22 protein-coding genes are annotated in these 13,626 nt (G+C 60.2%); 1 reads left to right on the forward strand and 21 read right to left on the reverse strand.

Annotated elements, in window-relative coordinates; genetic code table 11:
• Positions 1–49 precede the first annotated feature (49 nt).
• From AC3WXD_RS24430 to AC3WXD_RS24530, 21 genes are all read right to left on the reverse strand, one after another.
• On the reverse strand, positions 50–439 hold the full coding sequence (locus AC3WXD_RS24430) for a hypothetical protein (protein ID WP_059414412.1): 390 nt from the start codon (positions 437–439) through the stop codon (positions 50–52).
• A gap of 398 nt (positions 440–837) precedes the next feature.
• On the reverse strand, positions 838–1,308 hold the full coding sequence (locus AC3WXD_RS24435) for a hypothetical protein (RefSeq protein WP_059414414.1): 471 nt from the start codon (positions 1,306–1,308) through the stop codon (positions 838–840).
• 3 nt (positions 1,309–1,311) lie between these two features.
• Positions 1,312–1,692 carry a hypothetical protein gene (locus AC3WXD_RS24440; protein ID WP_059414416.1) on the reverse strand — a complete coding sequence of 127 codons (381 nt, stop codon included), beginning with the start codon at positions 1,690–1,692 and terminating at the stop codon, positions 1,312–1,314.
• A gap of 174 nt (positions 1,693–1,866) precedes the next feature.
• A complete protein-coding gene (locus AC3WXD_RS24445; RefSeq protein WP_059414418.1) occupies positions 1,867–2,268 on the reverse strand; it encodes a hypothetical protein in 402 nt (133 codons plus the stop codon).
• An 82-nt stretch (positions 2,269–2,350) separates the two neighbouring features.
• Positions 2,351–2,980, reverse strand: coding sequence for an outer membrane lipoprotein (locus AC3WXD_RS24450; protein WP_231586614.1), 630 nt, complete (start codon positions 2,978–2,980; stop codon positions 2,351–2,353).
• Positions 2,981–3,025: 45 nt separating this feature from the next.
• The gene (locus tag AC3WXD_RS24455; RefSeq protein ID WP_059414420.1) at positions 3,026–3,763 is read right to left on the reverse strand and encodes a hypothetical protein; all 738 of its coding nucleotides are present in this window, start codon (positions 3,761–3,763) and stop codon (positions 3,026–3,028) included.
• Between the two features lie 233 nt (positions 3,764–3,996).
• Positions 3,997–4,794 (reverse strand): PRTRC system ThiF family protein, encoded by a 798-nt coding sequence (locus AC3WXD_RS24460; protein ID WP_059414422.1) that lies wholly within the window; start codon positions 4,792–4,794, stop codon positions 3,997–3,999.
• On the reverse strand, positions 4,791–5,138 hold the full coding sequence (locus AC3WXD_RS24465; RefSeq protein WP_370552867.1) for a PRTRC system protein A: 348 nt from the start codon (positions 5,136–5,138) through the stop codon (positions 4,791–4,793). Before AC3WXD_RS24465 ends, AC3WXD_RS24460 begins: the two co-directional genes overlap by 4 nt.
• On the reverse strand, positions 5,081–5,434 hold the full coding sequence (locus AC3WXD_RS24470) for a DUF2016 domain-containing protein (RefSeq protein WP_370552868.1): 354 nt from the start codon (positions 5,432–5,434) through the stop codon (positions 5,081–5,083). The genes AC3WXD_RS24465 and AC3WXD_RS24470 overlap by 58 nt, the downstream gene beginning before the upstream one ends.
• 3 nt (positions 5,435–5,437) lie before the next feature.
• A complete protein-coding gene (locus AC3WXD_RS24475) occupies positions 5,438–6,160 on the reverse strand; it encodes a PRTRC system protein B (RefSeq protein WP_059414424.1) in 723 nt (240 codons plus the stop codon).
• Positions 6,161–6,170: 10 nt separating this feature from the next.
• The gene (locus AC3WXD_RS24480) at positions 6,171–7,202 is read right to left on the reverse strand and encodes a PRTRC system protein F (protein WP_231586621.1); all 1,032 of its coding nucleotides are present in this window, start codon (positions 7,200–7,202) and stop codon (positions 6,171–6,173) included.
• Complete coding sequence (locus AC3WXD_RS24485) at positions 7,199–7,417, reverse strand: hypothetical protein (protein WP_059414428.1); 219 nt, start codon at positions 7,415–7,417, stop codon at positions 7,199–7,201. Before AC3WXD_RS24485 ends, AC3WXD_RS24480 begins: the two co-directional genes overlap by 4 nt.
• A 2-nt stretch (positions 7,418–7,419) precedes the next feature.
• Positions 7,420–7,629, reverse strand: coding sequence for a PRTRC system protein C (locus tag AC3WXD_RS24490; RefSeq protein ID WP_059414430.1), 210 nt, complete (start codon positions 7,627–7,629; stop codon positions 7,420–7,422).
• 10 nt (positions 7,630–7,639) lie between these two features.
• Positions 7,640–8,104: a PRTRC system protein E gene (locus AC3WXD_RS24495; protein WP_059414431.1), complete on the reverse strand. Its 465-nt coding sequence runs from the start codon at positions 8,102–8,104 to the stop codon at positions 7,640–7,642.
• A gap of 63 nt (positions 8,105–8,167) precedes the next feature.
• The gene (locus AC3WXD_RS24500) at positions 8,168–9,835 is read right to left on the reverse strand and encodes a PRTRC system ParB family protein (RefSeq protein WP_059414433.1); all 1,668 of its coding nucleotides are present in this window, start codon (positions 9,833–9,835) and stop codon (positions 8,168–8,170) included.
• A gap of 247 nt (positions 9,836–10,082) precedes the next feature.
• Positions 10,083–10,262, reverse strand: coding sequence for a hypothetical protein (locus AC3WXD_RS24505; RefSeq protein WP_059414436.1), 180 nt, complete (start codon positions 10,260–10,262; stop codon positions 10,083–10,085).
• A 90-nt stretch (positions 10,263–10,352) separates the two neighbouring features.
• Positions 10,353–10,589: a hypothetical protein gene (locus AC3WXD_RS24510; protein WP_059414438.1), complete on the reverse strand. Its 237-nt coding sequence runs from the start codon at positions 10,587–10,589 to the stop codon at positions 10,353–10,355.
• Positions 10,590–10,650: 61 nt separating this feature from the next.
• Complete coding sequence (locus tag AC3WXD_RS24515; protein WP_156173997.1) at positions 10,651–10,869, reverse strand: hypothetical protein; 219 nt, start codon at positions 10,867–10,869, stop codon at positions 10,651–10,653.
• A 163-nt stretch (positions 10,870–11,032) separates the two neighbouring features.
• Positions 11,033–11,893, reverse strand: a complete 861-nt coding sequence (locus AC3WXD_RS24520) for an N-6 DNA methylase (RefSeq protein ID WP_059414442.1) — start codon at positions 11,891–11,893, stop codon at positions 11,033–11,035.
• Positions 11,894–12,048: 155 nt separating this feature from the next.
• Positions 12,049–12,528: a hypothetical protein gene (locus AC3WXD_RS24525; protein ID WP_059414444.1), complete on the reverse strand. Its 480-nt coding sequence runs from the start codon at positions 12,526–12,528 to the stop codon at positions 12,049–12,051.
• Between the two features lie 121 nt (positions 12,529–12,649).
• Positions 12,650–12,853, reverse strand: coding sequence for a hypothetical protein (locus AC3WXD_RS24530; RefSeq protein WP_059414446.1), 204 nt, complete (start codon positions 12,851–12,853; stop codon positions 12,650–12,652).
• Between the two features lie 211 nt (positions 12,854–13,064).
• On the opposite strand from AC3WXD_RS24530, the gene AC3WXD_RS24535 reads away from it, so the two are divergent.
• A complete protein-coding gene (locus AC3WXD_RS24535; RefSeq protein ID WP_156173998.1) occupies positions 13,065–13,349 on the forward strand; it encodes a hypothetical protein in 285 nt (94 codons plus the stop codon).
• The last annotated feature ends 277 nt before the right edge of the window (positions 13,350–13,626 follow it).

The following is a 13,626-nucleotide window of genomic DNA, read 5'->3' on the forward strand; positions in this document are numbered from 1 at the left end:
GGAGCACGCCCCACCGGGGGACGTGCCCCGGATGGGTGGTGGAGAAAGATCAGGCGTGGGCCGGTTGACGTTGCTGGCGACGCCGAGGCACAAACGACCGTGCGGTAGACAGCGACGCCAGCAGATCCGGACATGCGATGCGCCACAGGGCACCGCGGCCGTGACAGGCCTCCGTCCAGCGGCCGGTTTCGACGAATTTGCCAGTGTTGAGGAAAGCCTGTTTCAGGTCCGGCGCCAGATTCCAGTCGGCCGTCACCAGGATCTCGTCATCAGCCAGGTCCACAGACGGCAGGTTCACGGTGAGCGAGCCGTAGGGCATGCCATCGTCCGCACATGTGAGGTTGATCGCCGCGCGCAGGTTCGAGTGATAGAGGCCGACGTGCATATGCACGCCGGCAGGGTAGCTGGCCAGGCCAGCGCCGTAGACCATCATGTTCATGGGGAAACTCCTGTTGGGTGGGAGCCGCCCCATCGGGACGGCGCCCGAATGGGAAGTCGAAACGAAAAAACGCACCCCGAGGGGTGCGTTCATGGATGCTGCCGGCGCAGGCACGCCGGCGGTGAATCAGGAATGGTCAGTCCTTGTGATAGTTCCGGCCGCGTTCATTGATCCACAGAACGTAGGCGGGAAGAACACGCGAACCGATGAGAACAACGCATCCAACCGTAGCCGCTCTCCCTTAGGAAGGGGCGGCCAAGTGGCTGTTTATTTATGACCCTTCGTCACGGAAAGACGATCCCACTCTTCCAAAGCACGCTGGCGGTCAGCGTTGCGCAAAACCCACAGCGAAAAGCCTGCAATTCCCAACGAAAGCACTAATACGAGTGGCCCAAACATCATTTTTCCCCTTTGGAATAGATGGCGCCGATGGCAAATAATACCGCAGCACCCATCAGAAGGCACACGCAGTTCGTGATACTGGTAATCGACCATTCCGGGCGGCCACCGACGTACCCAACCAGGCCAACCGTGCACGCCGCCGATAGTGTGTGACAGTACCGGCCGGATGCAAGCAACTGGTCTTTGCTCGGCTGGACAAAGGCATCCACCAACTGGCGCGACCACTTTTCGCTTGCCACATGCTCAGCATCGAGGGTGCATCGTGCCCCGTCCAGATGGGCCAAGGGGAACGCATAGCCTCGCCGATGTGCAGCAAGGGCGTAGCCATCGCCAGCGTCCAGGGCGACCTGGATGCGTTGCATCAGGGACGTCGGAAGCTCCACAACACCGTCCCTGAGCAGAGCCGCCAATGCGGTTGTTTCTTCACCGCCGGTTGTCTTGAAAACCACTTTGATGAGGGTCGTCATCACTCAACTCCGACGACCGGCGACGACTCGGAGCGCCCCGAGCAAGCTCGAGTAGCCCTCCTTCGACGTGATGCTTTCCAGGCTGACGGCATTGTCCCGACCGCCAGCGTGATCCTGGCGACCGCGGCAGGTGCGAAACGACAGTAGCGCCGTCGATCGTGCGGTGGAGTGCTCGATCTGGACGCACAGCGAATCGGAATGGAGCGTGAAGACCTCCGCCTGATGGCGGGGCCGCCGGCGCGCTCGGATGGTGTAGTCACGCTGGCGCAACGACAGGTCGCCGGCGACACGGCGCAGCATACGACAGGCATCCTTGCGCAGGGCCAGGCAGGCTGCAGGGTTGGTAGGAAGAAGCGGATGGATAAAGGATTTGGGAAGTTTCATGGGAAGTCCTGAGGGAATCGGGACGCCCCTTCCCAACGGGACGAGTGTCCCGCGATGGGTTGTGGCTGATACGGACCAGCCGGATTTCGATGCGTCTAGGACGCGATCAAAAGCGTTTGCCGAACCCTCGGGGGTTGGGCAAACCCTCTTGGGCTTGCATGCGTTGGCCTTGCATCAGGCGATATCGAGGATTTTTGTGATTGCGCGAGCGAGTTCCCACGCCTGGTTGGATGAGAGCGTCTTGGCTCTCAGCAGCTTCTGGACGCAGGTGGTGAAATTACGCACCTCGCCGACGTGATGGATCCAGTCGACGTAGACATGCCAGCCCTCCGACCAGCCGCGGTGCACCGACACCGCCAGACGCTCACGTGTACCGACGGTCGGCCATGCCCTGGTGCTCATCGGGCCAAGATATGCCTCGTTCGGGTTATTCAGACCGTTCTCTGGCTCCAGGTACTCAGGCTCGAGTTCGGTGCCGCGCAGCCGGCCGTTGATCTGGTCGGACACGTCGGCAATGGACAGCGTATCGGTTTCGATGGGACTTAAGATCGGCAAGCGCTCGACGGCGAGAACCATGGTTGGACTCCATCCGGCGCTAGCCCCCGCGCGGAGGACCCGCGCGGGGAAAGGTGAAGGGAATTGGGGCCGACTGGCCCAATCAACGCGTGAGACGATAGCCGCCGCTGCCAGACACGAGGAACAACTGCTCGCCAGGGACGAACTGCTGATCCGCATCTTGCGTGACGACGACCTGGCGACCACTGTCCGTGCGGACAATGACCTCCACGCCCGCACGACGGGACATGCGATCGGCGATCACCTGCACGATCGCGGCCGAGGCCGTTCCGGACAAGGCGCTGGCCACATAGCGACCGTTGCCGCTACCGATGGCGCCGGCGCCGAGCACAGCCCCGATCAGCCCACCGACGGCCCCCGGAAGACCGGAGCTTGCCGACATGAAGCCGTCATTGCCAGTGATAGTCACGCTGCGAACGCGGAGCACAGTGACCGACTCTGCGGAGCCAGTGCGCAACGCTTCACTACCGCGATAGACATTCGGAGACGTCTGCTGAGCGGCGCAGCCGGTAAAGACAAAGAAGCAGAGGGAAATCAGGAAAAAACGCTTGAACATGATGGCCTCGAAATGAAAATGGGCCAACATGCCCACGGGCAGGAAGGCCCGTGGTGGGAGAGAAAAGCTGTGCCGATAAAAACCGGCGAGGTCGATGCGTCGAAGACGCGGAAGATGCAGCAATCTTAGCATCCGGCGTCCAATTTGTGGAGCCATCGTGTGAAGTTCGACACAGATCCTTTCAAGAAAACAGAATCGACGTCAGACTAGACCGCGTTCACAAGCCAAGCGGTCAAGCAAGACCTCGACGAACATTTCCCTCTTGATCTGCTGATGCAGTTGATGGAACGGCGTATCGTCCTGTCCCGCCAAGAGCAACGCATCGACGATCCGCAACCATTCCTTTGGCAGGATCGCAATGCCGCTGCCGGGAGGGTGTCTAGCTGCGCTTTTTGCGATGCAAAGCAACGCATCAAACCCAGATAGATCCAGATAGCTTCGCCCCGCCATTCGCTCTTCGATCTGGCGCATGACAAGGGACTCCACGAACGTCGCAAGCGGGACACCCGCAGCACGCGCAGATCGCCGCAGCCAAATGAGTGCTGCTGGTCTGAGGCGCAGTTCAAGCGCATCGACGTCCGGACCGCCCTGACCAGGCAAGATCTCGCACTCCTCTGCAAGCTCCCAGCACCAGCTATCGCCGATCAGATACAAATCCATTGGACGACCATTGACGATGCTCTGCACCGAGTGACACCACACTTCGTCGTCACCCTCCTGGATGCAGAACGCCTGCATGTGCTCAACAAACGTCAGACCCGGCATCTCCGCACAAAGCGCTTTCCCATCTTCGAGAGCGAACATGGGGACTGGAAAGCCGTTCCACCGGCTGCCATCCCAATACGCCCCAAAGACGAGCTCCTGCGGAAGCCAATCGCCTGTCACGTTGACGCGACGGTAGGTTGATTCAGTATGATCGATGAGAGAGGAAATCTGCATTCCATGCTCCAAATTGAAAAGTTGGAGCAACGACCCGACGGGGCGAATTGCCCCAACGGGTGAAAAAAGCTGCGCGGCGGGATGCCGCAGTGGTCGATGCGTCGTAGACGCGAGAAGTACCCGCATTCTAGCAATGCACATATCACTGCTTCAAGCTGTGCCAAGAACCTGGTTGCCCCTCCCCAAAAAATAGCGCCGCCCCCGCTTGATGGGGGACGGCGCTTTCCGAAAGCTCATGCGGATTTGGCTTGTTTTTTGGACTTCTTAGGCCCTGTCGGGAAATATCCAAATCGGGCCCATGCCGCAGGGTCAATAGGGAGCGGACTCGTGCGACCTGCCTGAAGGTTCACAAACACGCCAGAGTAGCTGAGAGTACCCGTGCGGAAGAGCGTCCAAAGAAGGTTGTAGGCTTGAACAGCGATCGCTTGATTGATCACCAACGATTGCTTCTCCAATGCCTCAGCCATCGAACAGGATGGTGCCGTGTCGGCTTTGTCCCCGGCCGGGTCGATCAGTTCGGGAAACAGATCGCCGACGTGCGGCAACCGGAAGGCGATCTTCTTGCCAACCTGCCCTAGCAGCACCTGGCCGCGGTCCGTCTCATTCCCGCAGTCGAGGAAATAGCCGTTCCGTCCGTTCACGAGGCCGCTGAGAATTGCTTTGCGCGCCCGACGGGTATCGACGCACCCGATCACCAGATCGTGTTGGAACCTGGTGCGACTATCGACCCGACAGGTTTGCGCTTCCCAGCGCGTTCCCATGAGCATGTTGAGCCTGCTCACCAGCAGTGTCGCCTTGTACTGCCCGACATCGCACGGATAGAAGGCTTGCCGACCGATGTTGGTCTCGCTGACCGTATCATCATCGAAAACCGTGCAGTCGATTCCCCCAGGATGGCCAAGCGCGAGCATCGCGTGGTGCAGCCGAGCGAGATTGGGCAGCAATGCACTCCCCGTCCCGCCCGCGCCGACCACGGCGACCTTCCATGCGCGCACCGTCATCTCCTCCGGAATCGTATGCGTGACCGTCATACTGGTGACTCCTCGCGGCGGACCGCACAATACCAATCACTCGGAACCCGTTCCACGTCCTCAAGAATGCCTTTGGCGCACAGCCGCAGCACCATCGAGGGTGTCGCTGCACCGCAGTTGCCGACGACGAGCGCGAACTTCACATCGAACCGATCGTCTGCATTGTCCGTGGCCGAGAAGAATGCCGGAAGACGCCCGTGCGAGTGCAGGTCCATCACGAGCGATTCCGTGACAGCAAGCTTCGGCCGTTCGTAGTCGAGGTGCCCAGGACCATGGCTCAGTATCTTCACCGGGGCCAGGCTAAACTGTGCGCTGTCGCAGTCCCAGACGATCCATGCTCCCACTTCATTCGCATTGAATGGGCAGCGAGCTTCGCGAATGCCCCTATCAGGTCGGGCGGGATACGCCCACAAAGCAGGTCTGTCGTCTCCGCGACGGCGCCATACGGGATCGCTGTGGCCACGCGAAACTCCGCAATGCGCCGCACAATCCGGATCCACGGCCTACGTGCTTCCAGGAACATGCCGTTGGTTGCGGCAATCAGCCGCTCACCGTTGGTTTCCAGTGGTGCCAGCTTGCCAAAGCGCGGCGCCATTACCGTCGGCAGCGATTGCTGCAAGGTGCGATCCATCGGATGCATATGTCAATCTCCAGTCGCACCTGTGAGCAGTTGCCCCAGCGTGCAGTTCATTGAAACGAGGACTTCCTTCGGGTAGGCCAGGAATCGGCCGTCGAGCATGTCCCGCCAGAAGGCATAGACACCGTTCTCATACGTGACGCGCTGGCGGCCGTGGTTGGGATGGGTGAATGCTGATCTGAAAAAAGCCTCTTCCCATCCCTCGACAGACGCGACATCGATCTGCTTCGGTACATGGGCAGTTCCGATGCAGATCTTCCCGTTGTCCCACGTGTTGAAATACGGAGGCTCATACAGCGCTGTCTCCGGTTTGGGCCGGGTCTCCTCGAGCACCGAGAACACGGAGAAGCCATTCGACGCCGCGCGGAAAACGAGCCCGGGATGTGGGACAACCGCGGTCCGCCTGCCCAACTCCGCGCAATCCATGAACACCCGCCGGTTCGCCGGCGCGCACCACCAGGTGATAGCGTCCTGGCTGACGGAAAGAATTGTCGGCGGCAGGAACTCCCCCTTCGGCAACGCGTTTTCGGCAACCTGCTTCAAGGCGTGAAGCAAAGCACGACGGTTGAGCGGTACCGCGACATCCAGCATCGGCCGGCCCGTTGCAGGATCCGTCTTGACGGCGTGCGCCGTCGCATAGGTGAAGGTCCCCTGCTGGGGCCCATAAAGCACGATGGCTCCTTTCGGAGCCACTTCGTGGGTTCGTGATGCAGAAACAAAGGTGCTCAAGATAGCGCTCCTAATCAGATATCAGGGTTAGCAAACAGTCCAGCTTTCCGACGATCTCCAGCGCTTGCGACCAACGCCTGTACTGCGCATCGATCGCCTTCGCAGTAGTAGCGATAGGCACATAGGCCTGGTAGGTGGTGACCTCTCCGGATTGACCTGCCATCTCGAAGTGGTCGTCCAGAAGCTCACCCACGTAGTCGTCGTCACCGGTGTAGACAATGGTCGCGGCGCTATAGACGGGATCCGCCCAGATGCCCGGACCGAACAAGCAGCCCTTCGGGGTTCCGCGCATCTGCGCCCGGAGAGCGACGATCGCATTGCAAAGCTTTTTCGCTTCGCCCTTGGACGTCGCAGCCAGGGATTGAAGCATCGCGTCGCTCAGAGGTCGCCAGCGCTTGGACGGCTTCTGACGAAGCCAGCGTGGCAACACCTCATCCGGCGCCATGCTCGCTCTAACCGCTGACGGCAGGCGCCGAGCGATCGTGTCCCCATCATCTCCTCCATAGTGGGATGCCAGGTACTCGCGCGCCGTCTCATCGTCGGCAGTGGGGTCATACTCCCACCACCAACGTGCGTACATGTCGAGGAGATCGTCCGGCGTGCGCAGATAGAGCGTTTTCCCAGAAGCCTCTGCAATGGCTGACATTGCGGTCGGCAGGAGATCCTTGTGCACTGCGCGCAGGACCTCAGATCGCTCCCTCCCGATCTCAAAATGGTTCTCCTCCGGCAACTCGATCGCGAGATAGAGTGCTTCGGTGAAATCGTCCGCTTGATCCCGATACGAAAGGGCGTCGCTAGCGCTGTTGCGATCGAACAAATCGATGTTGAAAGTCACTCGCCGGCAGGCCGGCTTGCGTCGGTTGAACCATGCGAAGAGCGCCTGCGCAAGAGCTTCCCCTGCATTGCCCGCGCATTTGACGTCAGCCGCACGTAGTGGGCCAGACTCGAAATGCAGGCGCGCGAGCGCAGAGTAGTCAGCATCGTCCGGAAATAAGACGGTTCCTGCAGATGGAACTGACCCTTCTAGCGAAGGCAGGGTCAGAACAGCATGGGCAGCGCGGCGTTCGGCATGAACAGAGGTTCGGCGTGACGACCACCCTGCCCCTTGAGTCGCGAATTCCGAATCAACTGGTCGAGGATCGAACAGCATACTTCCATCTCCTTGTCGGAAGAAAAAACCGCCCTTTCGGGCGGCTCATTGCTGATGATGGAATCGGCGGGACCCGCCAATGCCTTCATCAGATCACGGTGACGCATGCTCACCCCTTTGCGCCGGCGGCGCGGACGAACTCGTAACGGCCGACATCGCCTTCGACGACCACGCCCTCGACAGCGGCAGTGTTGAGCTCGGGGTACTGAGCCGTGTACATGTCGCGCACCTGGTCAGGACTAAAATCCGCGCCGGGATCGGGCAGCTTCACCCCGTTGTAGACGAACTCGCGCGTGAGCTTCTTGACTTCGATTGCCATGGCATACCTCCTACAGCAGACTGGCCAGGTCGGTGCCTGACGAGCGGGGTTCGGCCCCGGCCGGCATCACCGCAGCATCGCTGTCACGGTCTTCGGCCGCATCCGAATCATCATCGCCGGCGTCGCTGTCACCAGCCGCCGACGACTTGTCAGCATTGGCGGATGCTTTGGGCCTTGAGAGCGACTTGGTCGCCTTGGAGGACTGCGAGGCCTTGGCGGCATCGAGAATCAGGCTGGTGGCCTCGGCTTGCTCAGCCAACGACCGGTGCGACTCGGTCACCGCCTGAACGGCTGCTGCGAAGCCTTCGTCGAGATCCGCTGGGGTCGCCTTCAACGCCAGTGGCGTGGTAAGTGCGCCGTCTAGCGCCTTCTTTGCAACAGGTGCCACGATGACCGACATCTCGTCACCAACCATCGTCAGCGTGAGAACCAACTTGTCGCACGCGCGAACGAGCGGAACCAGTTCTTGGAACATAGGTGAATCCTTTTGGGGAAATGAGAAAGGGAATGCCGGGGTGCAGAACGCGCCCCGGTTGGATCAGAAGCAGAGGACCTTGGGGATCTTGCCGTGGTAGTCAAAACCCTCGACCGCCAGCAGGCCGTCGATGACTTCCGGTTTGGACTTGTTGAAGAGCTTTGCAAACCCGTCACCGAGCGCCTTTCGGATGCCCAGCTCATCTGCCAGCACCTTCATTTCCGACTTCGTGAGCATCTCCAGGAAATCTTTTGATTTCTGCAGATTCCAGTACTGCCGGAGGTCCAACTGATGGAACTTACACAGGCACGTGAGATTGTCGGTCTCCATGCCGTCGATGGCCGCAACCGCGAGGCCGACGGTGAGCATTTGGCGCTTATCCAGCGCAACGTCTGCTACGGCACCCAGGTTCTTCGACAATTCCGACGCCGGCTTCTCATCCAGCACCTTCTCGAAGATTTTCCCGAAGTGGTCAGCCGTGATGTTGCGGGCCAGACCGGTCATCGCAGCAGCGATCAGGTAATGATTTGCTACCTCGGGATTAGAACCGACCTCACGCCGCAAGGCCTTACGCCAGAGCGAGTGTCGATAGACTTTCACCCTCTCCGACTCGCTGATCCTGGTCGCTTCGGGCTCCTTGTGGGCCGGCTTACCCTCACCCTTGCTCGTTGGCGTTGTTCCGGCACCCGCTGAGGATTTGCCCCCCGGCGACTTCGCGTCACGCTCGGCCTTGAGCCGAGCGGCGACCATCTTCTGGTTGCACGAAGGGTCAAAGCACTGGCCGCGGAATATCTTGCCGATGCTATCGGGCAGGCCGCTTACAGCGACGCCGAAGCTCTCGCACGCATGGCAGGCCTTGGCCTGCGCCTCCCCAACGCCCGTCGGACCGTCCGCCACCAACTGGACGCGGGTGTGGTTGTCGCCGGCACGGATGATGCGGATCACCGGATACTCGTCTTTGAGGCCATAGGCCAAAGTATCAAGTCGTTTCTCCGTCTTCTCGTTGAAGCATCCGCGGTTCGTGCAACTGCCGGTTGCAATGGCCTCTGCGAACATCTCCGATTGAAGCGAGGAATTGTGGGAGCACGTCGCGCAATCGGCCTTGTCGAATATCGCCGCGGCAAGGTTGCAGGCAGCCGCCTCGATCGTCTTTTTGAGCTCAGCGACGGACTTCTTTTCGCTGATGATCACGGGCAAGAGCAGGTCCTGTTTGTCCTTGGGCAAGGTCGCCAGAAGCTCTGCGTGCCCAAGATTGATCGTCTTGGGAGTCAGTGCCTCCAGAACTGCGGTACTGCAGTTCATGAGGGCCAGGCGCTTGTCCAGGGTGGCGCGACTCCAGCCCAAGATCCGAGCAGCTTCGTCACGGTCGCCCTTGAGCTTTCCGACAGCCGTCGCAGCGGCGATGGCTTCCTCGGAAGGCGCCATCTCGGCACGCTGGATGTTCTCGATGAGAGCGAGATTTGCCGCCTCTTCGTCGGTCAGCACCCTGATAGTGACCGGCATGTCGTACTCAGGCCCGTGAGCGTCCCAGGCACCGCGGTAGCGATACTCCCCTGCGACGAGTTCATAATCGGCGTTGGGATCGCCTTCCACGGGACGCACAAGAACCGGCTGAAGGACGCCATGAACCGCAATGGAGGCAGTTCTCTCCGCGAGTTGCACCGGATCGAAAAACTTCCTTGGGTTGTTGCCGCGACGGATCCTGCTGAGCTTTACCGTTGGTTGTTGCATTTGGTGGGTTCTCCAGAAAATGAGGAACCCGTTGCCGCACCGGGAACAGGTCCCGATGGGATGAAGATAGGACATCACCGCTCAACGACGCTGGCGGTGTGGTACTGCAAAGTCTGGCACCGAAGGTGCGGGGTCGATGCGTCTAAGACGCGGTAAGAGCGCGTAGATTAACCCAACGCGCGCCACGTGCCAAGCTGATCATGCGGCTATATCGCAAGCCCCTGCCATGGAAGGCAAGGCCAGGCGGCTAGATCGCGCTGGCTTTCCGCTGATCGATCATGAGCAGTCGAACCGCCTCCCGAAAATCGAACGCGGCAACGGCGGGCGGCAACAGGCGCTCGTGGATCAACCAGTCCGTCATCTGCGTGGCCAGAAGCTCGGCAGGCGCCGTAGAATATTCGACGTCGGCGCGGGTGAACGCTGCCATGACCGCGAGACTTCCTCGACCGCAGAGATTAAACCGGCGAGCCAGCGCGGTGGCCGCATCTGCGGCGGGGTTTCGGGCGTCTGACATTTTTCAGGCCTTTGTGCCGGTATCGGCGGTCACAGGCCGAGCGCGCATTGGCGCTTCAGGAACCTCCCGTCCGTATCTTTCCACCGTGTCGGTGGACAGTTCGTAGTGGTGCGGCATGTGGCGGATTGCCGCGCCGTGATTCCCCGCCTTGATCAGCGCACGCGCCAATCCGATGTCTGCAACATCGCCGCGAACAAGGGTGCGGACCCCGTTCGCCTCAACCAGCCAGATCCTGTACATCACCGATGTCTCCACGCGAAAGGTTGAGTTGACGGGCCAGGGCATCAGCAGTTGATGCCCGTTATGCCTCTTCGTAGCCGCGTTTTCGATACTGCCGGACGACCATGACGTTCATCAGCACCATGACCGCCAGGCCTACGGCGCACCCCGTCACGAAAGCGACGGTGTCGGTCAACCCAAGGCACCTCCCGCCATAGCTCACGCCGACGGCAACCGGGCCACCTAGAAAGGCGCTGCAGCTCGACACGTGCACCACACGCTTGTTTTTCTTGAACCACATGCCCATCGGTTCTCCAAAAAAAATGGCCCTCGCTAGAGGGCCTGAATCATCGAGAGAGAGAGACCCGGTAGCGGGGAAGCTACCGAGATCTATCGTAGTGCAGCCGGCCCCGCGATAGCGCGCTGAAAGCTGACCGATTTCGAGCAGCTTTCAACACCAGCGCTCAGAAGAGCGCAAGTTGATCGTCCGGCACGAACACCTTCATGACGGTCGAGGGAGCGGAGATCATCGGGCAGGGCTCTGCATCGACATCCAGTGCCGGCGCCACATCCTTCACGTCTTCGCCATCGTCGCGGTGTCGCCGCAGCTTTCTTCCCCAACCGCTCAGAACATGCGCAGGTGTGAACCAGCTACTCCAAGACTCTCCAGTCAAACCGTTTCCGTGCACGACGATGCCCGGAATATGCAGCAGTGCCATCTGCAGGTAGGTCATGTGTACACACCGCGGATCGATATCGATGCATGTCGCATGCATCGCATGCTGATAGTTCCACCCGGCGTCGTGTAGTGCGTCAGCACATGCGATGACCATGCCACCTGCACCGCACGCTGGCTCTAGGACGGTCACGAAGCCGTCACGTTCAATATGCGGTCTCCCATCACCGATCGTCATGCACGCCATCGCTCGAGACACCGAGTACGGTGTGAAAAACTGCCCGGTGCTGCTGTTGCCCAGTTCCAGCATCATGAAGGTCTGACCAAGGATGTCCGCCAAGCCGTCTCCGCCTGGTACCAGCTTCTGGACCCGCTCCTCGAACACTAGCGTCAGTGCGCCAAGCATCTCGGAAAAGAGAGTGAGTTCGTCACGACTGTATTTCTTCACAATCGCAAGATACCGCTCCTCCCGGGTGTCGAAGTGGTGACGGTCGACAGCATTGCTAATCGACAACGCCGACATTTCGACGAAATCGGAGAACACTTCGTGCATGGCGTGGCGGCGCCCGACGACGTTGAACATGCGGAGCAGTTCCTTGTGTGGATCGCTCGCGTCTTGATACAGATGGCGCTTGGCGGCTTTACTCATGCCCACCCCCGACGCAGAAACGGGTACGCCACCGACTGCAAATCAGCCACATCTGGCAAGGCCAGGACATCGTCATACATGTTGAGTGTCTCAATAAAATCCGGGGAGACACCCGCGGCGGGATGGCTCCCGCCGGGAAAGAAGAACTGGGTACGTTAGCGGAAGATCAAACGGCCCCGCGTTGGGAATGCGGCCAGACCAACTGCCATCCACCATGCGACGGGATGATCAGGAAAGGCCGGCACCGGACCGCGGAAGAAGCTAGGGATGGCCATAAGATCCAGCTCGCCGGCGCAGTAGCGTCGCCGATAGCTGTCGGCGATCTCGCACCACATGAGCTCGGCGCGAGCGATGTGATCCCACATCGGTGGCAAGCGATCCTCACTGAATATCTGCTCGCCCTCGCGGTTCATATACGCCACCACTTCGTGATAGCGGCCAAGGTCGTGAGCAAAGCCCCGACGAATGAACGACAGGACCGCCGGTGCGTGGGATCCGAAGACGCGAAGCAACTGCCGGATGTACGCAGCAGACTCGCGGCGCGAGCGCACCTTATAGTCCGGGTCTCCGACTTGCGCGCATTTCTCCTCGAAGGGTGCCGGACCGACCTCGACAGAGATGAATTTGTGGAACATGACGTCTCCTGACAAATGCGGGAAACGCCCCACGGGAACGTTTCCCGTGGGGGTGAAAGAGGATTGGTTACTACCAAGAAAAGGCTGGTCGGTCGGTTTGCCGCGGAAACTACCAAGACAGTCAGCGCGACACCGGCGCGACGCGCGGTCGAGAGACCGCGATGGCGAGCCAAGCGATCACGATCAGACCGCCGATCGCTGCGCAGGTTGCCAATTGAATGCAGAGAAGTTCGAAGTTCACCGTAGTGACGGTGAAGAACAGCGCAGCAAAGAGGTTGGTGACCATGGCCAGAGCGGCAATGGCAGATGCGTGGGAATGCTCCATGATGGCTCACAAGAAATTGGAGCCATGTCCCATCGGGAGCATAGCCCCAATGGGTAGGAAAAGCAGATGGCCGGAACGCCGGCGGAGTCGATGCGCAATAGCGCGGGAAAGCGGAAAGGATAATACCGCGAAGCCACAGCCATCGACAAGCGCGCGATCGGCCCTCTGCCGCTGCCCGCCGTGCGGCACACCGAGTTCCGCGGAGAAATGCGTGTCGAGCGAATTCCCATCGGAAATCTTGACTTCCTACTCGATTCAGTATCGTGACCTCTCCTCAGCACCGGAGTTGAAAATGCAGCTTGAGATCGATCTTGACCATATTGAGCGCGTCGCCCTGCAGCGTCAGCAAGCTGGCGGACGAGTGGCGGTGCGACCGGCAGTCTTACTTGCCTTGGTCGGCCGCATCCGCACCCTGGAAAACCAAGCAGGCACCCAAACGCTGCCCGGGCGATCTGCAAATGCGAGGCCCCGCGGCAACGAAAACGATGCGACGTGAACAATCAAGACATCGAGCACGGCCTTGACGGTCAACCCGCCGCCGCCGCGGGCGGGCGTGTCCCGTCCCGACGCTGCGCTTCGTTTTGACTGGATCCGGTAGGCGCGCACTCTATTGCTCCAGAACTCAGCCTGCCGACGCGACGTCTCTCTATCACAAACGGTGCCACCGGGCGGGGATGTCCCCTCCTCAAGACAGACCAGTTCTATCGGCTGCGCCACCAACCCGTCGAAAGAGGGTCGAAATCATATAGCTTTCGACAGAACGTACCTCCGCC

Source organism: Cupriavidus sp. FW216-B1 (genome assembly GCF_058789195.1).